The following is a 20,276-nucleotide window of genomic DNA, read 5'->3' as shown; positions in this document are numbered from 1 at the left end:
TGACTCAGCCTCCCACCTTCGTGACCACGACCTCCACGGGCGTCGGGTTCTGGAACAGGTCGAGGACGGGGCAGTGCGCGTCGACCGCTGCACGGAGCTCCTGGTAGCGATCGTCGGTCTCGGGGCCGGTGAGACGGATGTCGAGCCGGATCGTCGAGAAGCCGGGACGGACCTCGTCGGTGATGCCGAAGAGGTTGCGCACATCGAGGTCACCCTCGGCGTCGATGCTGATGTCGTCGAGCTGGATGCCGAGCGCGTTCGCATACAGGCGGTACACCACGATCTGGCATGAGATGAGCGCACCGAGCGCGAACTCCACCGGGCTGGCAGCGACATCGTCTCCGGCGAGCGCCGCGGGCTCATCCACGATGAAGCGGTGCTTGCCGGCGGCGATCGCGCTCGCGACGGAGCCCTCGCCGGAACCGGACACCCGGTAGGTGAGCGCGGCACTCGACGGCGCGGACGCGATGCGCTCGGACCATGAGGCGCCGGCGGCGTTGAGTCGGTCCGCTCGCTCGGCGGCCGAGGCGGCCGGGACGGCGGGGGCTGTGGGGGCGTTGTCGGTGAGGAGAGTCATGCGGACAGCTCAGCCCATCGGCGGCGACCACGCCAGCGGTACGCGTCACAAGTCGTCATCGGGCGGCTCGGGGAGGTCTTGCAGCACGGGTCTCAATGCCAGCACCGGCCCGAACGGCGGCGCGTTCAGCTGCTCTGCGCGCAGCTTCAGCGTGAGCGACAGCCTCAACGAGTTCCGTCCGCTGTCGGACGACGTCGCGGACACCGAGCTCGACCCCGCCGACGGCTGGATCCGTCTCAGCGAGAACGTGTTCACCCGCCCGTTCGACAACGGCCCCGAGGACACGCAGTAGTCAATCCGTCGGACGCACGAGAACCGTCCGTGGTCTGATGCGGTCTGCCGCCGTCAGCGCGGGGTGTCGCGCAAGAAGGCCTCGAGGGAGCGCGGCGGCGTGCCCGCGATCGCCTCGACATCGCGACTGACGGCGGCCATGTCGCCACTCGCGATCGCGGTGTAGGTGCTCACCCAGGCGTCCACCTGCCAGCCAGGCGCGCCATAGTCGGCCCGCGACGCATAGGCCTCGTCGAGGGTCTCGTCCACGAAGGAGACCTGCGTACCACGGACGGCCGTGATGATCGCCGCGACCTCGGTGAGGCTGAGCGCCTCCGGTCCCGTGAGTTCGTAGGTGCGACCGGCATGCTCGGCCGGTGCGGCGAGGATGGTCGCGGCGGTTCTGGCGACGTCGACTCGCGCCACGACCGCGACACGCCCGTCGCCGGCAGGACCACGGATCGCGCCGTCCTCCCCCACGAGCGCCTCCATGAAGTCGATGTAGAAGCTGTCGCGCAGGAACGTCCACCGCATACCGGAGGCTCTGAGGTGCTCCTCCGTCGCGAAGTGGTCGCGCGCGAGCGTGAACACCGCGTCGGGAGCCGCAGCGACGAACGAGGTGTAGACGACGTGCTCCACACCTGCCTCGGCTGCAGCGTCGATGAAGGTGCGGTGCTGGTCGAGGCGATCCGCATTCTCCGCCGCGGACACCATGAACAGCGTCTCCACCCCCTCGAGGGCGGCACGGGCCGCATCGCGGTCGCCGTACTCGACCGGGTGCACCGTCGACCCGGCGAGCTGCGGCGCCTTGGTCGGCGTGCGGACGAGCAGTCGCTGCGGAATTCCGCGTGCGGCCAGGTCGGCAGCGACGAGGCCGCCGACGACACCGGTCGCTCCCGTGACGGCGAGGGTGGAGGAAGCGGTCATGTCGGCGTCCTTTCGAGGGTCGGCGCTCCGGAGACGACGCCGCTCTCGCAGGCTACCGCCCCGTCGGCTGGCCCGGTGACCCGACTGGGCGGGGTCCGGCAGAGACGCCTCGACCACTGCGTCCGCGGGCGGCTCGCCGATCGTGAGCCCCGTCGACGCTCTGGGGCGATCCATGATGCTGGTGGTCGTCACCCTGGGCCACCGGAGGGATGTGTGCAGCCCCTGAACCTTGGCGACTCGTGATCAGCACTCGACGGCCGCATTTACATCGAGAGGCGGCGCACGAGCTCCTCGACGGTCGAGAACTTGATCGACTCGACGCCCTCTTCGTCGTCCTCGTCGGGCTCGACCTCGACGGCCTCGAACGCGAGATCGGCGTCGAGCTGCACGAGCACCGAGCTGTCGGGGAACTGCTTCGGCGCGTCGAACGAGAGCAGCACCGCGTCGATGAAGACGATCACCGAGCGCAGCACGAGGTCGTCACGCAGGTCGGCGGTCTCGATGACCTCGTCCGACTCGACGGCTTCCTCGATCTCTGACGCCACCCGGTCGAGCAGCACCTTCCACTCCGCCACAGGCGTCGACAGGACCCGCTGCGCCAAGTCGGCGAGCGCCGCCGGCTCCGGCTCGCCCTCCTGCTCCTCGGGCTCGGGGTCGACGTTGAGCATGACCTCGGCGTCGATCGCGTCGAAGCGGGCGAGCCCGTAGACGAAGGTGTCCTCGATCTCCGGCGAGACGACGAGGCCCCGACGCGTGAGTTCTTCGGCCAGGGCAGTCAGCGATGCAGTCATGCGCGCCAGGCTATCGCGACAGGGTGAACGGAGGCGGAACGCCCCGTCGCGCTGAGTTGCCCGGATGTGTCGGAAAACGGGCGATATCGGAACAGTTCCGGGCAACTCAGCACAGCCCAGACTGACTCCAGGGGCGGCACACCCAGTCACCTTGAGTTGCCTGCATCTGTCCCGAATCGGGCGAGTTTCGAACACATTCGGGCGACTCAGCGCAGGTGGCGACGCCCAAGCGCCTTGAGTCGCCCAGATCTGTCGCAGATAGCGCGAAATCGGAACATTTCCGGGCGACTCAACCCAGCCTCGGCACCCCACCTGTCAGCGGCACACGCCATGATCGCCATATGCCCTTCGCAGACGAGCTCCTCGGCACCGCCGTCGCCCGCACCCTCACCCGCTCGCTCCAGGAGACCGCGCCGGGCAACCCGTTCGACGCCACGGCCCACGCTGCCGAGCGACTCGACGGCCTCGCCCTCCGCGAACGCGCGGACCTCCTGCGCGACGCCCTGCTCGAGGACGTCCCGGGCGACTACGCGACGCTCGCCGGCATCATCCGCACCGCCCACGCATCGAACCCCGCGTTCACCGGCTGGCTGATCTGGCCGGTGACGAGCGCCGTCGCAGCCCGCGCGGTCGACGAGGGCACCGCCGACGCCTTCGACGACGCGATGCGACTCCTCGCCGAACTCACCGAGCGCCTCAGCGCCGAGTTCGCCATCCGCACCCTCCTGCGCCACGATCTCGACCGCGCGCTCGCCATCATCCTCGACTGGACCGCCTCCGACAACGAGCACATCCGCCGCCTCGCCAGCGAAGGAACCCGCCCCTATCTGCCGTGGGCGGTGCGCGTGCGGGAGATCGTCGCGAACCCGGGCGTCACCGTCCCGATCCTCGACGCCCTCTACAGCGACCCGAGCGAATACGTACGCCGCTCCGTCGCCAACCACCTCAACGACCTCAGTCGCGACGACCCCGACCTCGTCGTCGCAACTGCCGACCGTTGGCTCACCGACCCCGACGCCAACACCCCGGCGCTCGTCCGCCACGCACTGCGCACCCTCGTGAAGCGCGGCAACCCGGGTGCCCTCGCGGCCCTCGGCTTCGGCGCGGCGACGACGGAGGTCGAGGGCTTCGCGGTCGACAGCGCCCACATCCCGTTCGGCGGAACGGTCCGATTCGTCGCGACCGTCCGCAACACCGGTACCGACACGGCCCGCTTGGCGATCGACTACGTCGTCCACCACCAGAAGGCGAACGGCTCGCAGACGACGAAGACGTTCAAGCTGACGACGACCGAGCTGGCCCCCGGCGAGCACATCCTCCTCACGCGGGAGCACTCGTTCCGCGCGATCACCACCCGCCGCTACCACCCGGGTGCGCACGGGATCGCGCTGCAGGTGAACGGGGTCGCGACCGAACCGCTGGCGTTCGAGCTGCTGCCGCCGGTGGAGTGAGGCGAGCGGCACCACGGCCAAGCCCCGGTCCCTGAGCCGGTCGAAGGGCGCACTTCGACAAGCTCAGTGACCGAGGAGGGTGCTCAGAGACCGAGGAGGGCGCTCGGTGACGGCCTGGGCGGGCCGCTCCGTACTTGACCGCATCCGGCGGTCACACCGCTCGGAATACACATGTATTCTTTGGGGCATGCCTTCTCTCCCCGTCCCTGCCGCGGCACCGACCCCCTCCCCCGAGCAAGGACCGCCTTGGGATCACCCCGCCGCGAGCTGGCGCGTGCGCGCGCCGTGGCTCGCCGCCATCGCCCTCGCGCTCGTCCCCGTGGTGTTCACGGCCGGCGCGTCAGCAGCAGCGCAACTCTCCGGGGCGAGCGAGGCCGGAGCAGCCCTCACGCTCGCCGACGGGGCCGCCGTCTCCGCGATCCTCGGCCTGGTCGTCATGCGCCTGTCGCCGCCTCGAGTCCGCGACTACGGCTTCCGGCGTCCGCGGCGAGCGCGCGCCGCACTCTGGTTCGTCCCGGCGGCAGCCACCGTCCTGATCATCCTCGGCGCCCAAGGCATCCGGGTCGACGCACCGACCATCGCGGCGTATGGGGTCCTCGTCGCCGCCGTCGCGCTGAACGAGGAGACCTGGTTCCGCGGCATCGTGTTCGCGATCCTCCACGCACGCAGCACCCGCACTGCTGTCGTCGGCAGTTCCGTCCTCTTCGGTGTCCTGCACCTGGCGAACCTCGCGGGAGGTGCGGACGTCGGATCCTCCATTCTGCAGGTGGCGTTCGCAGCCCTATTCGGCCTCGTCGCCGCCCAACTCCTCGTGCTCACCGGCAGCCTCTGGCCCGCGATCGCCTGGCACGCCGCTTGGAACTTCGTCAGCTTCATCGGCGGCGACGCGACCGACAGCCGGTCACTCATCGGACTCGGCGCGGCCTGCGTCGTCATGGTCGGCTACGCGGCGCTCCTCGGGCGCCGAACGCCCTCGCGGCCGGACGGCGCAGCGACGACCGACGCCCCAGCCCTACCCTGAGAACGTGGACCTGACCGAGCGCCAAACCCAACTCGCCGATGCGGCGCTGCGGATCGTCGCGCGGTCCGGCCTGGGCGCACTGTCGTTCCGCGCCGTCGCGAGTGAGGACGACTGCTCGCTCGGTTCCGTGCAGAAGGCGTTCCCGAGCAAGCAGCGGATGGTGGCGGCGGCGTTCACCCGACTCCGCGACACCTCGGCACCCCTGCCACCCGGCGAACCGGGCCGCCCGAACCTGCGCGGGTGGCTCGTCGACCTGTTCATCGGCGTCCTCCCCCTCGACGGACCACGCCGAGCCGCACACCGCCAGGGCGAGGTGTTCGCGCAGGTCGCGCTGGTCGACCAGGACATCGCTGACGCCATCGCCGAGAGCGACGCCCGACTCCGCGGGCTCATCGCCTCGCTCGTGGCACGCGGGCGTGCTGAGGGCGAGATCCCCGCGTGGGTCGATCCCGACACCGCCGCCTGGGCCGTCTGGGCGCTCGCGGGCGGCGTCGCCTCCCAGCTCACCTACGCCCCCGAGCCGGAGGACGAGGTCCGCGCCCGACTCGACGTGGCGATCGGCGCTCTCCTCGGCGTCGCGGCTCCGGACTGACCAGACGCACGGCACGGTACTGGGACGCAGCTCGGGAATCGCGGTTGAACGTCCGCTGAGAATCGCCAGGAGCAGGAATGCCCGACCCCACACGCGCCGTTCCCCTGAACATGACAACCATCGGAATCATCGGTTCAGGAAACATCGGCTCTCAGCTCGCACGCCTCACGGTGGCGCAGGGTCACGACGTCATCGTGTCCAACTCGCGCGGACCGGAGACGCTCACCGACCTCGTCTCGGAGCTCGGCGAGCACGCCACCGCCGGCACCGCCCTCGACGCGGCCGAGCGCGGCGACATCGTCATCGTCACCATCCCGCTGCACGCGATCGACACCGTCCCCGTCGCACCGCTCACGGGCAAGGTCGTCATCGACACGAACAACTACTACCCCGAGCGCGACGGCCACATCGCCGAGCTCGACGAGGAGACCACCACCACGGCCGAGATGCTGCAGGCGCACCTGCCGGAGTCGAAGGTCGTGAAGGCGTTCAACCACATCTACGCCGCCGACCTCACCACCAAGGGCAAGCCGTCCGGCACCCCGAACCGCCGGGCCCTCGTCATCGCCGGTGACGACGCCGACGCGAAGGCCACCGTCGCCGCACTCATCGACTCCTTCGGGTTCGAGCCCCTCGACATCGGCGCGCTCTCCGAGGGATGGCGCATCCAGCGCGACACCCCCGGCTACGGCCCGGACGTCGACGCCGACAAGCTGCGCGAACTCGTCGCCGAGGCCAAGCGCTACCGCGACATGTAGGTCACGCCGCATCGCGAATCGCCCTGGACCGCACCGAGCCACCGCTCGGCTCGCGGATCAGGGCGATTCGTCGTTCTCGGGGAGTGGGCGAACGACCGTCGAGTGAGCGCGTCCCGTCAGATGAGCGCGTCGACCGCCGCCCAGCCGGCCCCGAAGAGCACGGCGATCCAGCCGGACAGGGCGAGAGCGTCGCGTTCCCTGACGCCGAGCTTGCGAGCGTCCTCGGTCGCATGGACGACCTGGAGCAGAGCCCCGACGAACAGCAGGAGCGGAGCGATTGCAGGGAGGATCGGCCACTGCTCGACGACCGCGAGTGCACCGACCACGAGGAGTCCGAGGGTCGGCAGGTTCGTCAGGACGAGGACGGCGAACGCCCGGCCCGACCAGGCCGGCTTGCGGAGGTATTTCATCCATCCGGCGAGGACCACCACGACCGCGAGCGCCAGCAGGGTCAACCAGATCAGTTCTTGAGCCACCGTTGGAGGTTAGCGGGATCCGTCCGACTCGGCCCGCCACTCGAGGAGCAGTGGTGCCCGCTCGAACCCGGCACGGAGGTAGCCCGGCGCGGCGCCCTCGTTCGCGCTGACGGAGACCCGGCCGATGTCGCGAGCGCGTGCGGCATCGAGCAGTCCGTCGATCAGGCGACCGGCGATGCCGCGACCCCGGAACTCCGGGCGGACGAACACGCTCTGCACGTCGCCGGTCAGCCGACGGAGGGCCCCGATGTTGGGGGCGCGGGAGAACACGACCAGCCATGCCATCCCGACGAGCTGATCGTCGACCTCGGCGACCAGGCACACCCGGGAATCGGGGTCGACCGCGATCCATGAGACGAGGTCGTGGGCGAAGAGCGCTCGTTCCCAGTCGGCGAGCGGGGCGGCGGGAGGCGACATCAGCAGCTTCAGCTCGGCGAGCCCGGCGGCGTCGGCCGGCGTGGCGACGCGGATCACGACCTCGGGTTCCATGGGTCGAGTGTGCCACGGGCCGGCGGGTCCTGCGTAGGCTGCCCGCATGTACCCGCGAAGCTCTCCAACCCCTGCGGTTCGACGCGCGCTGGGGGTCGCGATCGCTGTTGCGGCGATCGCGGCGCTCAGCTCGTGTGCGCAGACCAACGCCTCGGTTGACGTCGGTGGACCGGCCACCCGCGCCATCTGGAAGCACAAGGATCCGCTGATGAGAGCCCTGGCCGACGCGCGTGCGACCGATCGTGGCCGGTTCCTCGCTGAGCTCCGCAGCACTGACGGCAGCTTCCCCAGCGTCTACTGGAATGGCGACGATGACCCGGCGTCGCTCGGGCTGGAGGACGGAGGAGCGGTCGTCTACAACCTGGTCGACGCCGGAGACGAGGCCAGTTTCCAGGGGATCATCGTCACCGGCACCGAAGTCGACCCGGCCGTGTACACCTGCTTCCAGGCGACAGTGCGGTTCGAGCGAGGAGTGGTCGTCGGCTGGAGTTCCGACCACGAGGCGGGGCAACCCGACGAACACTGCGCGACGGAGATCGTCGATGTCCTCAGCGAGGATGCGCAGGTGGCGCCGTTCTCGGCATTTGACGGCTGATTGTCGGCCGCACAATGGGGCCGACCGTTCGACAGGCTCAGGGAGCGAGCGCCGCGAAGCGGTCCAGGGCCGCACGCAGCACGGCGCTCTCCTCGGCGCCGCCGTGGCCCTCGGTCTCGACGATCGTCAGCTCACTCGCCGGCCACAGCTGATGGAGGCGCCAGGCGGTCACGGCCGGTCCGCTGATGTCCCGGCGGCCATGGATAAGCGCGCCGGGGATGTGCGCGATGCGGTCCATCCGCGACAGCACCGCCCGGTCGCCCGTGAGAAAGCCGTCGTGACTCCAGTAGTGGGTGACGAGCGTCGCGAACGCTTCCCGCTCGGTCGCATCGGCGAACAGCTGGCCGACACGTTCCGGGTGGTCGAGCGACACGTGCGCACTCTCCCAGCGGTCCCAGGCGGTCGCGGCGTGTGTGCGGTCCGTCGCGTCGCCCTCGCGGAGACGGCGCGCGTAGGCCTCGACGACCCGTTCACCCTCCCGCCGACCGCTGTCACCCTCGAATCGCGCCCACTCTTCGGGGAACACGCGGCCGACGCCCTCGGTGATCCAGTCGACCTCGTCGCGGCTCGTGGTCGTCACCGCGACGAGCGCCAGTGCAATCACCCGGTCGGGATGCTCCTGCGCGTAAGCCAGGGCAAGGGTAGTTCCCCACGAGACTCCGGCGACCACCCAGCGCTCTACCCCCAGCGCCTCACGCACCTGCTCGATGTCGGCGATCAGGCGCTGGGTGGTGTGCTCGTCGAGCTGCTCGCGCGCGTCCACGATGTTCGGGACGCTTCGCCCACTTCCGCGCTGGTCGATACCGATGAGGCGGTACCGCGACAGGTCGAAGTGCGAGCGGTACCAGCCGGAGCCGAGCGACCCGCCGGGGCCGCCGTGTAGCCAGAGCGCGGGGACGCCGACGGGGGTGCCGGACTCCTCGACGAAAATCGACGCGCCGTCCACGTCGACGAAACGAGTGGTGTGTGGGTGGGGGTACTCCTCGGTCATCCGTGCCACGCTACACAGCTCGGGTCCTGCGTGCAGGCCCTTCGACAGGCTCAGGGACCGGTGGCAGGTGAACCCAGGGACCGGGGAGAGGGCCACCGCCCTTCGACAAGCTCAGGGACCGGAGAATTGGCCCGTCCGTAGACTGGGCGCCCATGGGGGAGACGAACGCAGTCACGTCAGGGTCCAAGCAGGTGTGGATCGTCGCCGGAGCACTGATGATCGGGTCGGTCCTGCTCGGCCCGGTCCTGCAGGTGGGTTCCTACCTGGGGCCGACCGGAAGCCTGCTCTCGACCCTGCTCATGGTCGTGTCGACGATCATGTTCGCGATCGGCGCGGACCGTTCCACGAGCGTGACTGCGAGGCGACCGTTCGGCACCTCGGCGCTGATCGGACTCGCCGTATGGACCGCGGTCGGCACACCCGTGCTCAACGCCCTGGACACCATGCCCGGCCGCGGCTCCATGATCGGCTTCGGATACGTCGACCTGATTGTCACCTTCGTACTGGGCGCGATCGGCACCACGCAGATCGCCCGCGCCGGGACCGTGCCCCGCCCGTGGAACCTCGCGCCACTCTGGGTGCTCGTCGCCGCGGCTGCTGTGAGGGTCGTGCAGCTGGTGGTCATCGTCGCAGCAGGGCCCGACGCGTCGCAATTCGCGCCATTCCTCTCAATCCTCGACAGACTGGGCGGGGTCGTCGCCCCGGTCTTCCTTGGGATCGTCGCGATCGTGCTCGCGAGCCGAGACGCGGGCGTCGCAGCGGCCCGCAGGGAGCAGGAGTCGTAGGCTGTCGGGAATCGACCTCGGGGACGTCACATGCATCGACGCATCGCAGCAGGACTCATCGCACTCACACTCGCCGCCGGACTGAGCGCCTGCAGCGGCGGAGTGACGAGCTACGCCGACCTCGAGCGCGACCAGGCCGATAAGGATCGTCTCCCGGCGAGCACCGTCGGAGCCGGGAGCGACGACCCGTTCACGATCGACGCCGACTCCACCCGACTCGTCGCCGTCCAGGGCGACACGGAGATCTTCCTCGCGTCGGCGACGGAGCAGGGTCAGTCCCGGATCTGCATCATCGTCTTCGCGGAGACCCAGCCGTTCCGAGCCTGCGGTAGCGGCGACCGCGTCGGCATGAGCGACAGCGTCAACGAGTACACGGTGCTCTCCGACGCCGTCGTCGACACCGCGCTCGACCCCGCTGAGGACTGGACGAAGATCAGCGAGAACGTCTTCACCCGCCCGGTCCAGCCGACGACGAGCGATACGCAGTAGCGAGCGCACATAGACCCTTCGACAAGCTCAGGGACCGGAGCGATCGGGGAGCTAGGAGACGAGTCGCTCGCGCAGGCGTTCGCCGGACGGGGCGGCGGCACGCCGGGTCGGGCTGATCGTGGCCCAGACCTCGTCGAGGGAGAGGCCGAGCACCTCGGCGATCGCGGCGATGGTGGAGAACGCCGGCGTCGCGACCCGGCCCGACTCGATCTTCCGCAGCGTCTCCGGCGAGAGGCCGGCATCGAGGGCGATGTCGAGCATCGAACGCTCACCACGAGCCTCGCGGAGGAGCGCACCGAGGCGCTGACCGCGTTCGACATCGGTGGGCGTGAGCGGGAGGCGGACCATGCGCCCAGTGTAGTACGGGATAGTTTGACCGGTATAGTTATTGGTCGAGCGCCGTTCGCGGCACGAACACCACCGCACCACGAACGCAGCACGCCGATGGAAGGGCCCCGCATGATCGAGATCTTCACCCCCACCGAGGTCGCGAAGGCGCGTCGCACCGGCGAGCTCGTCGCGAACATCCTCCACACGCTCAAGCACCGCGTGACGGTCGGCACCAACCTCCTCGAGATCGACCGCTGGGCGAAGGCGATGATCCTCGAGGCCGGCGCCGTCTCCTGCTACGTCGACTACGCCCCCTCATTCGGTCGCGGTCCCTTCGGCCACTACATCTGCACCGCCGTCAACGACGCCGTCCTCCACGGCCTCCCCCGCGACTACACGCTGGCCGACGGCGACCTCCTCACCCTCGACCTCGCCGTCCTCCTCGACGGGATCGCCGCAGACTCGGCCATCAGCTTCGTCGTCGGCACGGCGACCCCCGAGGACCTCGCGCTCATCGAGACCACCCAGGAGGCCCTCGCCGCCGGCATCGCCGCCGCCAAGCCGGGTGCGAAGATCGGCGACATCTCATTCGCGATCGGCACCGTGCTGCGCGGCGCCGGCTACCCGGTCAACATGGAGTTCGGTGGCCACGGCATCGGCACGACCATGCACCAGGACCCGCACGTCTCGAACGACGGTCGCGCCGGCCGCGGCTACAAGCTGCGCCCGGGCCTCCTCCTCGCGATCGAGCCGTGGGTCATGGCCGACACCGACAAGCTCGTCACCGACGCCGACGGCTGGACCCTCCGCAGCGTGACCGGCAGCCGCACGGCCCACAGCGAGCACACCATCGCGATCACCGAGGACGGCGCCGAGATCATGACGCTGCCGACCGTCTCGTTCTGAGCACCTGAAGGCCCGTCGAGCCCGCTCGACCGACGCGACAGACGCGACAGACGCGACAGACCGTGTCTAGGCTGGTGACATGACCGACGATCGCCGCACGGTCCTCCGGGGCCGGTACCTGAGCCTCGGACTCGGCGAGCTGTTCGCCGCCGTCGTGTTCATCTGGGTCGCGTCCGTGTCGATGCTGCCGTTGCTCGAACGGCCGAGCGATGCGCTCGCGTTCTGGTCGGCCCTCGTACCGCTGCTGGTGATCCTCGTGCAGGCCGGCGTCTACTGGCTGCTCGCCCGGCGATGGGTCAGGCAGGGCACGATGCCTCGCGGACTCGCTGCCATCTATCGCGGCTTCCGCGTGCTCGACGCGGTACTGCTGCTCGCCGGACTCATCGGCATCATCGTCTGGTTCCCCGCCCACCCCTTCGCGGTCATCGGCATCCCGTTCGTCTGGCTGCTGGGCGTCATCGAGTACGTGAACTACTTCGTCGTCCGGCTCGCCTATCCGCCGTCCGTATGGTTCAAGCGGATCGGCGAGTGGCGCACGCCTCGACTCATGCAGGACGTCCGGGCCGCCGCCTGACCGACCAGGCTGGCGGAGCGGGGACGCCCTCAGCGGCGGTCGCGCCAGGCCTCGAGGCAGCGGCGGGTGACGTCCCGCATCTGCTCGTCGTAGGCCGCCGGTTCCCGGTCGCGCGACGGGGTCACGACCAGTTCGGAGGTCGACAGCCGCTCGTGCCAGAGCTCGGCCACCCAGAGCGGGTGCACCGGATCCGCCTCAGCCCCGACCACCACGATCGGGTAGGGCGCGGTCCATCGCCCGTCCCATGTGATCGACGGGTTCGCCGGAACCTGCTCGAGGCGCACGACCCGCTCGACGGCTCCCGGCTTGGTGAACTGGGCCAGCAGGCTCTCGGCACCGGCGGGCGACACCTCGACGATCGACCGGTAGGCCTCGGAGGCCGCGAAGGCATCGACCCCGGCAGCCTCCTCCGACCGGAGGAGCGCCGCAACCTCCCGGAAGACCCGCAGGTGCTCCGGCCAGGGCGTCTCGGCGAACGCGGGCCGGACGAGCAGCCCACCCCGGATCCGGAGCCCGCCGCGCTGCAGCAACCGCAACGCGACCGCCGCTCCCATCGATATCCCCACCACGATGAGCGGACGGGCGATGAGCCCTCGACGCCGCAGCAGGGTGACGGCGTCGTCGGCCAGGCGGTCGACCGTGAAGTCCTCCGGCTCGCCGATCACGACCGTCTCCCCGTGAGCACGTTGGTCGGGCGCGATCACCGTGATCCCCTCGACGAGCGGTTCGCTCAGGAGACCCATGGGCTGGTTCCGGTCACCGCCGAGCCCGTGCAGCATGAGCACGACGGTCTCGCCGGAACCGATGATCGTGGCCGCGGCGGTCTCCGCGTACGCCGAGGACGGGTCGGCTGCGCTCATGCGTCGCCGAGCACGAGCGCACGGACCGCGGCGAGGTTCGCGGGGTCCGCGTCCTGGACGACGACCGGAACCGGGTGCGGCAGGGCGGCGTGCAGCGCTCGCACCAGGTCGAAGTCGAGCCCAGCGGCGCCCGCGATCCGTTCGTCCCACGTGACGACGTCCTTCGCGTGGACGCAGATGGCCCGCGACCCGAGTCGGTCGAACGCGTCGCGCAGCACCGTCTCGTACTCGTCGGGTCCCGTCTCGCCGACGAGGTTCGCGGGGTCGAGGATGAAGCCGATGCGCGAGGCGCGCTCCCCCAGCTCGTCGAGGAGCCGGACGGCCGCATCGGTGCCCGAGATGACGTTGCCCGGCTCCGGTTCGACCGCCAGGAACACGTCGGCCTCCTCGGCGGCGTCGAACAGGGGACCGAGGTTGCGCAGGAGGTCCGCCCAGGCCTCCGCCGTGTCGTTGTCCGGGTGCGCCCGCCACATGTCGTCGGGATTCCGACTCCCCGTGCACAGCGTGACGGCGACGACCCCGAGCTCCGGTGCACGACGGATCAGCCGGGCGGCGTCCTCGGTCTGCTCCCGCGCACGCTCCTGGTCGGGATGGGCCAGGTTGTAGGAGCCGGAGAGCCCCCAAATGCGCAGCCCCGGAGCCTCGAGATCGCGACGGACGGCGACCAGGTCGATGTCCGCGAGCGCCTGCGCGTCCGGGATCGTCGGGAGCCCGATGGCCGAGAGGTTGAGCTGCACGGAGGAGAATCCCGCGTCCGCGATCGCCCGGCCAAGCGGTTCCGGCGCCTGCGCTGGAAAACACCGGGCGAAGACGCCGAGGTCGACGCCGCTCATCGGAGGGCCGGCTCGGTGAGGGCGACGAGTTCGCCGTCGGCCGCCGCGCTCGCGATCGCCGCGTCGATGAGACGCACGACGGAGACCCCGTCCTGCGGGCTCGGGCTCTCCCCGCCACCGGCTGCGACGGCGGCCGCGAAGGCTTCCAGCTGGAGCTTGAACGCGTTCGTGTCTGTCGGGTGCGGGCGACGCGAGAAGCCCTCGGACTCGACGAACACCTCGACGTCGGAGGCGCGCTTCCAGAACGGCTGGTGCGTCCTCGTCCGGATCGTGCCCTTCTCGGCTGACAGCTCGATGCCCTCAGACCAGTCGCCGTGGACGTCGACGGTCATCTCGAAGGACCCGACGCCACCCTCGGCCAGGCCGACGACGCCGTGCCAGGTGTAGTCCTCGCCCACCTGGTTCCCGTGCACGCGGATCCAGCGAGGCAGACCCGTGAAGTGGACGAGCGTGTCGAACACGTGGGCCCCGTGGGTGGCGAGGAGGTACCCCGTGCGGTTCCCGCTCGACTTGAAGGTGTTCTCGACGGCACGGACCGCGTCGTCAACGATCATGTCGGGGAACAGCGTGGCCTCGATGGGCGCGCGGCGGGCCGGCACCCGGTAGACCGAGTGGTACGACACGGCCCGGCCGAGCTCCGGCAGGGCGTCGTGGGCAAAGGCGACACCAGGGTCGTGCCGCTTCATGGCGCCGGTCTGCAGCCGGAGCCCGCGTTCCGCGGCGAGCGCCACGAGTTCCTCCGCCTCCTCGACCGTCGCCGCGAGCGGCTTCTCCACGAGGACGTGCTTGCCGGCCTGCAGGGCCGCCATGCCGAGCTGGTGGTGGAAGCGGTCGGGGGTCGCGATGACGACGGCGTCGATGTCCGCGGCGAGGAGGTCGTCGAGCGTCACCGAGGTGGTGACGCCGTAGCGCGCCGCGACCTGGGACGACAGGAGCTCGCTCGGGTCGTAGACGGAGACGAGCGTCAGCTGATCGGTCTTCGCGAGGGCGGGGAGGTGCGCGGCCTGCGCGATCCGTCCGCAGCCGATCATGCCGATGCGCAGAGGGGTGGTCATAGCGGTTACCTTCCAGAGGGTGGTGCGGAACAGGTGGGTGGAGCGGAGACAGGGGTCAGACGAGGAGGGTCGCCGTCGCGGGTGCTGGGCTGAGGTGGTCGCCGGCGAGGAGGGCGGCTCCGATGGCCGCCGCGAACGGGCCGATCGCGTCGAGGCGGACCGGTGGGGGCGTCGTGAGGCCCGCGAACGACCAGCGCCGGTGAAGGTGGTGCTCGATGCGCGCAGGGAGCAGCTCGGCGGCTCCGTGCGCGATGCTCCCGCCCAGGAACACGACGGCGGGTTCGATCGTGACGCAGATGGCACGGATGGCCTGCGCGCAGGCGACAGCCGCCTGGTCGAGCAGGCCGGTGGCGACGGGATCGCCCCGCAGCGCAGCCTCGACGACGTCCTTCGCGGACGGGTTCGCTGCGACCCCGTGCCCGGGAGCCCATCCGGTCTCGACGGCCTGCGCCGCGAGGACGCCGATGCCCTTCCCTCCCGCCACCTGCTCGAGGCAGCCTGAGCTGCCGCACACGCAGCGCGCGTCGGTCGGCGGCAGGACGGGCAGGTGCCCGAGTTCTCCGGCGAGGCCGGTGACGCCGTCGACGACGCGACCGTCGGCGACCATCGCACCGCCGACCCCGGTCCCGAGCGTGAGCAGGACGGCGTCGCGCACCCGTTCGCCGGTCTCGGTCTCGTGCCGGTCGAGGACGGACCGCAGGGTCGCGTCACCGTCGTTGATCACCCGGACGGTGGTGCCGAGTGACGTGGCGAGGTCCGATCCGAGGTCGCCGACGATACGGAGCGAGGCGCCGCTCGTGATCGTGCCGTCGCGCCGCACCAGTCCGGACACGGAGACGCCCACGGAGTCGATCGGATCACTGCCGGCGAGGCGTGCCGCCGCCGCGACCAGCTCGGCCGCGACCGCGGCGTTGCCCTGGGCGTGGTGTGCCTGCCAGTCCTCGGCGACGACGCGGCCGGCCGCGTCGACGGCGACCGCCGCGACCTTGCTGCCGCCGATGTCCAGTCCGATGTGCATCACTGCCTCACTTTCGAAATGGATCGTATCAGGTTTGCTTTATTTTGGTTTCTTGCCATTTTCGGGCCGCCAAGCGAACATGGGACCGGCAGATGCTGCAGAACACGCAAATCACGGAACAAGGGAGTCACACATGGTGTCGTTTTCGCTCGAGGGCAAGGCCGCCTTCGTCACAGGGGCCGCGCAGGGGATCGGCTACGGTGTCGCGGACGCCCTGATCGGCGCCGGGGCGAAGCTCGCCGTCGTCGACCTCGCGGCAGCGGACCCCGCGGCGGCCGCAGCGCGACTCTCCGAGACGCACGGCCGCGAGGTGGAGCACTTCACCTGCGACGTCACCGACTCCGCGGCCGTCGCCGACCTCATCCCCGCCGTCGCCGACCGGCTCGGCGGTCTCGACATCGCCGTCAACAACGCGGGTGTCGGCAACGCGGGCGCCGCCACGGAGACGACCGACGAGGAATGGCGCCGCGTCTACGGCGTCAACGTCGACGGCATGTTCTACTGCTGCCGCGAGGAGGGCCGCTGGTTCATCGAGAACGGCGTCCGCGGCTCGATCATCAACACGGTGTCGATCTCCTCGTTCTTCTCCGTGCCGCAGTACCAGGCGCCCTACAACTCGTCGAAGTCCGCAGCCTGGGGCCTTACCCGCACCCTGGCGTACGAGTGGGGACCACACGGCGTCCGCGTCAACTCGGTGAGCCCCGGGTTCACCATCACCCCGATGGTCGAGACGCCGCGGATGAAGCCGCAGCAGGAGGGCTGGAAGCAGATCACCCCCATGGGCAAGCTCGCGACGATCGAGGACCTCGCGGGGGCCTACGTGTTCCTGGCGAGCGACGCGTCCGGCCACATGACGGGCGCCGACCTCATCATCGACGGCGGCCTGACCCTGCGCTGATCGCGGCGCGGCGGCCGCTCGAACGGCCGGCACCCGGACATCGGGTGCCGGCCGTTCTTCGTGGGATCGACGACGTCGGCGTCAGATCGAGGAGGTCCGCGTCAGATCGACGATGTGAAGGCGCCTTCCACCGGCAGCACGATGCCGTGCACGTACTCCGACTCGTCGCTCATGAGCCAGCAGGCGGCGCTCGCGATCTCGTCGATCTCGGCGTATCGGCCGGCCGGGATGTTCGCGAGGACCTTGCGGCGGTAGCGCATCGGGTCGTCCGGCGTCTGCATCCGCTCGTTCGCGTGCATCATCGGCGCATTCACCGGGCCGGGGGCCAGCGTGTTGACCCGGACCCCCTTGCCGGCCACCTCGGCGGCCGCCACGCGGGTGAGGCCGACGACGGCGTGCTTCGTCGCGGCGTACGCGGAGTGGTCGGCGTGCCCGATGATCCCCGCCACCGAGGCGGTGTTCACGATGTTGCCGGAGCCCTGCTCGATCATGTGCGGCAGGGTGAAGTGGAGGCCGTAGAACACCCCGTCCAGGTTGATCGCGACCACCTTGCGGTAGACGTCGAGCGGGTAGTCGACGATCGGCACCATCTGTCCGTTGATCGCCGCGTTGTTGAAGAGGATGTCGATCCGCTCGAACTGCTCGAGCGTGTAGTCCACATAGCCGCGGACCTGTTCCGGGTCGCTCACGTCGGCGACGCGGACCCGAGCGGAGCCGCCGTCGGCGGTGATGGCGTCGACGGTCGCCTGGGCGGTCGTCTCGTCGAAGTCGACGACGACGACGTTCGCCCCCTGCGCCGCCAGCCGGCGGGCGGTCGCGGAACCGATGGCACCACCGGCCCCGGTCACGATGGCGGTCTTCCCGGCGAAGCGCTCGGGATGGATGATGGTGCTCATGTTTCTCCTTCGAAATGGATGAGTCGATCCACACGGATCGTTCCGGTCGCGGAACCGCTCCGCGCCCGTGCTGGTGCGACCGCCGGAGCGGTCGGGGTGCCGCCGGTTCAGTCCTCCGGGTACACCAGGGAGACGTCGTGCGCGCCGGCCCACTCGGTGAGCTGCCCGTCGGGACGATCCGTGACGATCGTGTCGACGGCCGAGAGCGGGCACACCTCCACGAAGTCGGTCAGCCCGACCTTGGAGTGGTCCATCGGGATGATGACGCGGGTGGCCCGTCTGGCGACGGCACCCTTCACCTCGGCCTCGCCGATGTCCGCCGCGAACGCGCCGTCGCCGTTCACGCCCGTGACGCCGATGAACGCCACGTCGACCCGGAACTGCTCGAGGCTCCGCATGGTCAGCGGGCCGACGAAGCACCTCCCCTGCGGTCGGTAGCGACCACCGAGGACGACCGGGTGCTCGTCCAGCCGGTTGCCGAGGACCTCGCCGACCGCGAACGAGTTCGTGATGACCTTCACGTCGCGCGGCACGCCTGCGCCGCGATCTGCGAGGAGCATCGCGAGCTGGATCGTCGTCGTCCCGCCGTCGAGGAAGATCGCGTCGCCGTCCTGGATGAACTGCAGGCACGTCTCGGCGATGCGCTGCTTCTCCGCGACGAACTTCCGCTCGCGCTCACCGACGGGCACCTCGGTCATCGGGCGGCGCGCGACGGCACCGCCGTGGGTGCGTCGCAGCAGATCACGCGACTCCAGCTCGGCGATGTCCTTCCGGATCGTCGGCTCGGTCACGTCGAACGACCGGGCGAGCTCCGAGGTCCGCACGCGTCCCCGCTCGGTGACGAGGCGCCAGATACGCTCCCGGCGCTCGGTTGCGAACGCGTCCCGTGAGCTCGAAGGCTCGCTCATGGCGGCCTCCCTTCCTGGTCGTGCTCGGCGCCTCGACGACACCGATCCGGACGCCCGTCGGACGGGCTGGTTCTTGACAAGCTCGACGATACCTGTTTCTGTGCACTCGAAGCAAAGCAAACACAAGCCGAATCGGTAGCGTTCGAAACCGGTGAGACCGTCCACCCGTGTCGCACCCCCGCTCCACACCTCGCCGGGGCACCCGTTTGCGGGTAACGATGTTCACAGTGCGAATAAAAACCCCGCCGGCATCGATCTGTGACCACAGAAGTGTTGACCTGCTTTAGGAAATCTGTTTATCGTGTAAATAACAATGGTGTTAACCAGGAGGCCCCCATGTCCCAGAAGCGTTTGCGGAGACTCGCCGTCCCCGCAGCTGTCGTCACCCTCGCCGTCGCTCTGACCGGCTGCCAGGGAGCAAACCCCTCGGGCGGAGGTGACGGGAAGAAGATCGTCATCGCCTCCGTGAACAACGGCCCGATGATGACGATGCAGGAACTCGCCCCGGAGTTCACGAAGGAGACCGGCATCGAGGTCGAGTTCGTCATGCTCACCGAGAACGACATCCGTTCCAAGATCCAGCAGGACGTCGCCGTCAACGGCGGCCAGTTCGACGTCGTCACCCTCGGGACGTCCGACGCCGGCACCTACCTCGACTCCGGCTGGACCGTCCCGCTCGACCCGATGTTCGAGAAGATGGACGCCGACGAGAAGGCCGCGTACGACGAGGACGACCTCATCGCCGGCACCGTCTCGGCCTTCTCCTCCGAGAAGCAGGGTATGGCCGCGATCCCGCTCTACGGCGAGAGCACGATGACCATGTACCGCAAGGACCTGTTCGACGCAGCCGGGCTCACCATGCCGGCCCAGCCGACGTGGGACGAGATCTACGACTTCGCCACCCAGCTGAACGACCCGGCCACCGGCCAGGTCGGCATCGCGATCCGCGGCAAGGCTGGCTACGGCGAGAACATGTACATCCACAACACCATCCAGTACGCCTTCGGTGCGCAGATCGCCGACGACGACTGGAACGCCGGCTACGACTCGCCTGAGATGGCCGAGGCGTGGGAGTTCTACCGCAAGCTGCAGAAGGACGCGGGCGCGCCCGAGGCCTCGTCGAACGGTTACACCGAGACGCTCAACCTGATGTCGAGCGGCAAGGCCGCCATCTACTACGACGCGACCGTCTCGGCCGACGTCTTCGAGGGCGCCGACTCCGCCGTCGCCGGGAAGATGGGCTACGCCCTGTCTCCCGCTGGCCCCGGCAAGGGCAACACGCAGACCGTCGGCGGCTGGGGCATCGGCCTTACCTCCTCGTCGAAGAACCAGGACGCCGCGTTCAAGTTCATGACCTGGGTCACCTCGAAGGACTACGTCAAGCTCGTCGCCGAGAAGAAGGGGTGGCTGAACGTCCTCACCGGCGCCCGTGCGTCCACGTACCAGGCGCCCGAGTACCAGGCCGTCGCCCCCTACGCGAGCCTCGTGCTCGAGTCACTCGAGAACGTCGACTTCACCCACCCCGCCGTCGGTGACACCCCGTACGTCGGCAACTCACTGCCGAGCATCCCCGAGTGGTCCGGCATGGGCGAGAAGATCGGCCAGATCCTCGCGGAGTACATCTCCGGCTCCGGGTCGACGAAGGACGCGCTCGCGAACGCTCAGAAGGTCGCGACCGACGCGTTCGTCGACGGCGGCCGCACCAAGTAGCACCCCGGGCGGGCGGGCCAGGCTCATCAGCCGGCCCGTCCGCCCACCGCTGTCCCCCACCTCCCGAAGAGAATGG

25 protein-coding genes are annotated in these 20,276 nt (G+C 69.7%); 12 read left to right on the top strand and 13 right to left on the bottom strand.

The genetic code is table 11. From position 1 onward, the window contains the following. Positions 1-4 precede the first annotated feature (4 nt). The gene (locus tag BIU99_RS00235; RefSeq protein ID WP_083397093.1) at positions 5-577 is read right to left on the bottom strand and encodes an OsmC family protein; all 573 of its coding nucleotides are present in this window, start codon (positions 575-577) and stop codon (positions 5-7) included. Between the two features lie 151 nt (positions 578-728). Between BIU99_RS00235 and BIU99_RS19835 the strand changes: the two genes are divergently transcribed. After that, positions 729-869 (top strand): hypothetical protein, encoded by a 141-nt coding sequence (locus BIU99_RS19835; protein ID WP_175484322.1) that lies wholly within the window; start codon positions 729-731, stop codon positions 867-869. Between the two features lie 53 nt (positions 870-922). Here BIU99_RS19835 and BIU99_RS00225 read toward each other — a convergent pair whose 3' ends face one another. Together BIU99_RS00225 and BIU99_RS00220 are read right to left on the bottom strand one after the other, a co-directional pair. Beyond that, positions 923-1,774 carry an SDR family oxidoreductase gene (locus BIU99_RS00225; RefSeq protein ID WP_071258498.1) on the bottom strand — a complete coding sequence of 284 codons (852 nt, stop codon included), beginning with the start codon at positions 1,772-1,774 and terminating at the stop codon, positions 923-925. Positions 1,775-2,037: 263 nt separating this feature from the next. Further along, a complete protein-coding gene (locus BIU99_RS00220; protein ID WP_071258496.1) occupies positions 2,038-2,565 on the bottom strand; it encodes a hypothetical protein in 528 nt (175 codons plus the stop codon). A 341-nt stretch (positions 2,566-2,906) separates the two neighbouring features. Here BIU99_RS00220 and BIU99_RS00215 point away from each other — a divergent pair, with 341 nt between their 5' ends. From BIU99_RS00215 to BIU99_RS00200, 4 genes are all read left to right on the top strand, one after another. Next, entirely contained in the window at positions 2,907-4,016 is a 1,110-nt protein-coding gene (locus BIU99_RS00215) for a DNA alkylation repair protein (RefSeq protein ID WP_071258493.1), read from the top strand. Positions 4,017-4,203: 187 nt separating this feature from the next. Beyond that, on the top strand, positions 4,204-5,037 hold the full coding sequence (locus BIU99_RS00210; RefSeq protein WP_083397092.1) for a CPBP family intramembrane glutamic endopeptidase: 834 nt from the start codon (positions 4,204-4,206) through the stop codon (positions 5,035-5,037). Between the two features lie 4 nt (positions 5,038-5,041). Beyond that, positions 5,042-5,629, top strand: a complete 588-nt coding sequence (locus BIU99_RS00205; protein WP_071258487.1) for a TetR/AcrR family transcriptional regulator — start codon at positions 5,042-5,044, stop codon at positions 5,627-5,629. A gap of 77 nt (positions 5,630-5,706) precedes the next feature. Next, the gene (locus tag BIU99_RS00200; protein WP_371263727.1) at positions 5,707-6,387 is read left to right on the top strand and encodes an NADPH-dependent F420 reductase; all 681 of its coding nucleotides are present in this window, start codon (positions 5,707-5,709) and stop codon (positions 6,385-6,387) included. Between the two features lie 116 nt (positions 6,388-6,503). Here BIU99_RS00200 and BIU99_RS00195 read toward each other — a convergent pair whose 3' ends face one another. Together BIU99_RS00195 and BIU99_RS00190 are read right to left on the bottom strand one after the other, a co-directional pair. After that, on the bottom strand, positions 6,504-6,863 hold the full coding sequence (locus tag BIU99_RS00195) for a hypothetical protein (protein WP_071258480.1): 360 nt from the start codon (positions 6,861-6,863) through the stop codon (positions 6,504-6,506). A gap of 9 nt (positions 6,864-6,872) precedes the next feature. Beyond that, positions 6,873-7,352 carry a GNAT family N-acetyltransferase gene (locus tag BIU99_RS00190; RefSeq protein WP_071258478.1) on the bottom strand — a complete coding sequence of 160 codons (480 nt, stop codon included), beginning with the start codon at positions 7,350-7,352 and terminating at the stop codon, positions 6,873-6,875. Between the two features lie 208 nt (positions 7,353-7,560). Here BIU99_RS00190 and BIU99_RS00185 point away from each other — a divergent pair, with 208 nt between their 5' ends. Continuing rightward, positions 7,561-7,947, top strand: a complete 387-nt coding sequence (locus tag BIU99_RS00185; RefSeq protein WP_071258475.1) for a hypothetical protein — start codon at positions 7,561-7,563, stop codon at positions 7,945-7,947. Positions 7,948-7,984: 37 nt separating this feature from the next. On the opposite strand, the gene BIU99_RS00180 is transcribed toward BIU99_RS00185, so the two are convergent. Then, positions 7,985-8,938, bottom strand: coding sequence for an alpha/beta fold hydrolase (locus BIU99_RS00180; protein WP_071258472.1), 954 nt, complete (start codon positions 8,936-8,938; stop codon positions 7,985-7,987). Positions 8,939-9,090: 152 nt separating this feature from the next. Between BIU99_RS00180 and BIU99_RS00175 the strand changes: the two genes are divergently transcribed. Together BIU99_RS00175 and BIU99_RS00170 are read left to right on the top strand one after the other, a co-directional pair. Next, positions 9,091-9,723, top strand: coding sequence for a hypothetical protein (locus tag BIU99_RS00175; protein ID WP_071258469.1), 633 nt, complete (start codon positions 9,091-9,093; stop codon positions 9,721-9,723). 30 nt (positions 9,724-9,753) lie between these two features. Beyond that, a complete protein-coding gene (locus tag BIU99_RS00170; RefSeq protein WP_071258466.1) occupies positions 9,754-10,212 on the top strand; it encodes a hypothetical protein in 459 nt (152 codons plus the stop codon). Between the two features lie 51 nt (positions 10,213-10,263). On the opposite strand, the gene BIU99_RS00165 is transcribed toward BIU99_RS00170, so the two are convergent. Continuing rightward, the gene (locus tag BIU99_RS00165) at positions 10,264-10,560 is read right to left on the bottom strand and encodes a helix-turn-helix domain-containing protein (protein ID WP_071258464.1); all 297 of its coding nucleotides are present in this window, start codon (positions 10,558-10,560) and stop codon (positions 10,264-10,266) included. Positions 10,561-10,671: 111 nt separating this feature from the next. Here BIU99_RS00165 and map point away from each other — a divergent pair, with 111 nt between their 5' ends. Continuing rightward, positions 10,672-11,448, top strand: coding sequence for a type I methionyl aminopeptidase (gene map, locus BIU99_RS00160; protein WP_071258461.1), 777 nt, complete (start codon positions 10,672-10,674; stop codon positions 11,446-11,448). A 79-nt stretch (positions 11,449-11,527) separates the two neighbouring features. Beyond that, the gene (locus BIU99_RS00155; RefSeq protein ID WP_071258459.1) at positions 11,528-12,022 is read left to right on the top strand and encodes a hypothetical protein; all 495 of its coding nucleotides are present in this window, start codon (positions 11,528-11,530) and stop codon (positions 12,020-12,022) included. 29 nt (positions 12,023-12,051) lie between these two features. Here BIU99_RS00155 and BIU99_RS00150 read toward each other — a convergent pair whose 3' ends face one another. The 4 genes from BIU99_RS00150 to BIU99_RS00135 are packed head-to-tail and all read right to left on the bottom strand — an operon-like array spanning position 12,052 to position 15,788. Continuing rightward, positions 12,052-12,882, bottom strand: a complete 831-nt coding sequence (locus BIU99_RS00150; RefSeq protein ID WP_071258456.1) for an alpha/beta fold hydrolase — start codon at positions 12,880-12,882, stop codon at positions 12,052-12,054. Further along, positions 12,879-13,715, bottom strand: a complete 837-nt coding sequence (locus BIU99_RS00145) for a sugar phosphate isomerase/epimerase (RefSeq protein WP_071258454.1) — start codon at positions 13,713-13,715, stop codon at positions 12,879-12,881. Before BIU99_RS00145 ends, BIU99_RS00150 begins: the two co-directional genes overlap by 4 nt. Next, a complete protein-coding gene (locus tag BIU99_RS00140; protein ID WP_071258451.1) occupies positions 13,712-14,770 on the bottom strand; it encodes a Gfo/Idh/MocA family protein in 1,059 nt (352 codons plus the stop codon). The genes BIU99_RS00145 and BIU99_RS00140 overlap by 4 nt, the downstream gene beginning before the upstream one ends. Positions 14,771-14,825: 55 nt before the next feature. Beyond that, positions 14,826-15,788 (bottom strand): ROK family protein, encoded by a 963-nt coding sequence (locus BIU99_RS00135; protein ID WP_071258449.1) that lies wholly within the window; start codon positions 15,786-15,788, stop codon positions 14,826-14,828. Positions 15,789-15,921: 133 nt separating this feature from the next. Between BIU99_RS00135 and BIU99_RS00130 the strand changes: the two genes are divergently transcribed. Beyond that, positions 15,922-16,686: an SDR family NAD(P)-dependent oxidoreductase gene (locus tag BIU99_RS00130; RefSeq protein ID WP_071258446.1), complete on the top strand. Its 765-nt coding sequence runs from the start codon at positions 15,922-15,924 to the stop codon at positions 16,684-16,686. Positions 16,687-16,787: 101 nt separating this feature from the next. Here the strand turns inward: BIU99_RS00130 and BIU99_RS00125 are convergent, their stop codons facing one another. Next, on the bottom strand, positions 16,788-17,582 hold the full coding sequence (locus BIU99_RS00125; RefSeq protein WP_071258443.1) for an SDR family NAD(P)-dependent oxidoreductase: 795 nt from the start codon (positions 17,580-17,582) through the stop codon (positions 16,788-16,790). 107 nt (positions 17,583-17,689) lie between these two features. Beyond that, positions 17,690-18,490 (bottom strand): DeoR/GlpR family DNA-binding transcription regulator, encoded by an 801-nt coding sequence (locus BIU99_RS00120; RefSeq protein WP_071258440.1) that lies wholly within the window; start codon positions 18,488-18,490, stop codon positions 17,690-17,692. Between the two features lie 336 nt (positions 18,491-18,826). Here BIU99_RS00120 and BIU99_RS00115 point away from each other — a divergent pair, with 336 nt between their 5' ends. Beyond that, a complete protein-coding gene (locus BIU99_RS00115; RefSeq protein WP_071258437.1) occupies positions 18,827-20,200 on the top strand; it encodes a sugar ABC transporter substrate-binding protein in 1,374 nt (457 codons plus the stop codon). Positions 20,201-20,276: the final 76 nt, after the last annotated feature.

Source organism: Plantibacter sp. MMLR14_011 (genome assembly GCF_001865025.1).
GTDB classification, from domain to species: Bacteria; Actinomycetota; Actinomycetes; order Actinomycetales; family Microbacteriaceae; genus Plantibacter; species Plantibacter flavus_A.
The sequence above is the reverse complement of the archived record's forward strand: the minus strand, read 5'-3'. Positions and strand labels throughout refer to the sequence as shown.

Excerpts from the sequence above, each read along its gene's own strand:
- BIU99_RS00115 (WP_071258437.1), top strand. The coding sequence starts at position 18,827 with ATGTCCCAGAAGCGTTTGCGGAGACTCGCCGTCCCCGCAGCTGTCGTC.
- BIU99_RS00140 (WP_071258451.1), bottom strand. The coding sequence starts at position 14,770 with ATGACCACCCCTCTGCGCATCGGCATGATCGGCTGCGGACGGATCGCG.
- BIU99_RS00125 (WP_071258443.1), bottom strand. The coding sequence starts at position 17,582 with ATGAGCACCATCATCCATCCCGAGCGCTTCGCCGGGAAGACCGCCATC.
- map (WP_071258461.1), top strand. The coding sequence starts at position 10,672 with ATGATCGAGATCTTCACCCCCACCGAGGTCGCGAAGGCGCGTCGCACC.
- BIU99_RS00235 (WP_083397093.1), bottom strand. The coding sequence starts at position 577 with ATGACTCTCCTCACCGACAACGCCCCCACAGCCCCCGCCGTCCCGGCC.
- BIU99_RS00225 (WP_071258498.1), bottom strand. The coding sequence starts at position 1,774 with ATGACCGCTTCCTCCACCCTCGCCGTCACGGGAGCGACCGGTGTCGTC.
- BIU99_RS00135 (WP_071258449.1), bottom strand. The coding sequence starts at position 15,788 with ATGCACATCGGACTGGACATCGGCGGCAGCAAGGTCGCGGCGGTCGCC.
- BIU99_RS00155 (WP_071258459.1), top strand. The coding sequence starts at position 11,528 with ATGACCGACGATCGCCGCACGGTCCTCCGGGGCCGGTACCTGAGCCTC.
- BIU99_RS00165 (WP_071258464.1), bottom strand. The coding sequence starts at position 10,560 with ATGGTCCGCCTCCCGCTCACGCCCACCGATGTCGAACGCGGTCAGCGC.
- BIU99_RS00175 (WP_071258469.1), top strand. The coding sequence starts at position 9,091 with ATGGGGGAGACGAACGCAGTCACGTCAGGGTCCAAGCAGGTGTGGATC.
- BIU99_RS00150 (WP_071258456.1), bottom strand. The coding sequence starts at position 12,882 with ATGAGCGCAGCCGACCCGTCCTCGGCGTACGCGGAGACCGCCGCGGCC.
- BIU99_RS00210 (WP_083397092.1), top strand. The coding sequence starts at position 4,204 with ATGCCTTCTCTCCCCGTCCCTGCCGCGGCACCGACCCCCTCCCCCGAG.
- BIU99_RS00220 (WP_071258496.1), bottom strand. The coding sequence starts at position 2,565 with ATGACTGCATCGCTGACTGCCCTGGCCGAAGAACTCACGCGTCGGGGC.
- BIU99_RS00215 (WP_071258493.1), top strand. The coding sequence starts at position 2,907 with ATGCCCTTCGCAGACGAGCTCCTCGGCACCGCCGTCGCCCGCACCCTC.
- BIU99_RS00130 (WP_071258446.1), top strand. The coding sequence starts at position 15,922 with ATGGTGTCGTTTTCGCTCGAGGGCAAGGCCGCCTTCGTCACAGGGGCC.
- BIU99_RS00200 (WP_371263727.1), top strand. The coding sequence starts at position 5,707 with ATGCCCGACCCCACACGCGCCGTTCCCCTGAACATGACAACCATCGGA.
- BIU99_RS00120 (WP_071258440.1), bottom strand. The coding sequence starts at position 18,490 with ATGAGCGAGCCTTCGAGCTCACGGGACGCGTTCGCAACCGAGCGCCGG.
- BIU99_RS00170 (WP_071258466.1), top strand. The coding sequence starts at position 9,754 with ATGCATCGACGCATCGCAGCAGGACTCATCGCACTCACACTCGCCGCC.
- BIU99_RS00145 (WP_071258454.1), bottom strand. The coding sequence starts at position 13,715 with ATGAGCGGCGTCGACCTCGGCGTCTTCGCCCGGTGTTTTCCAGCGCAG.
- BIU99_RS00180 (WP_071258472.1), bottom strand. The coding sequence starts at position 8,938 with ATGACCGAGGAGTACCCCCACCCACACACCACTCGTTTCGTCGACGTG.
- BIU99_RS00190 (WP_071258478.1), bottom strand. The coding sequence starts at position 7,352 with ATGGAACCCGAGGTCGTGATCCGCGTCGCCACGCCGGCCGACGCCGCC.
- BIU99_RS00185 (WP_071258475.1), top strand. The coding sequence starts at position 7,561 with ATGAGAGCCCTGGCCGACGCGCGTGCGACCGATCGTGGCCGGTTCCTC.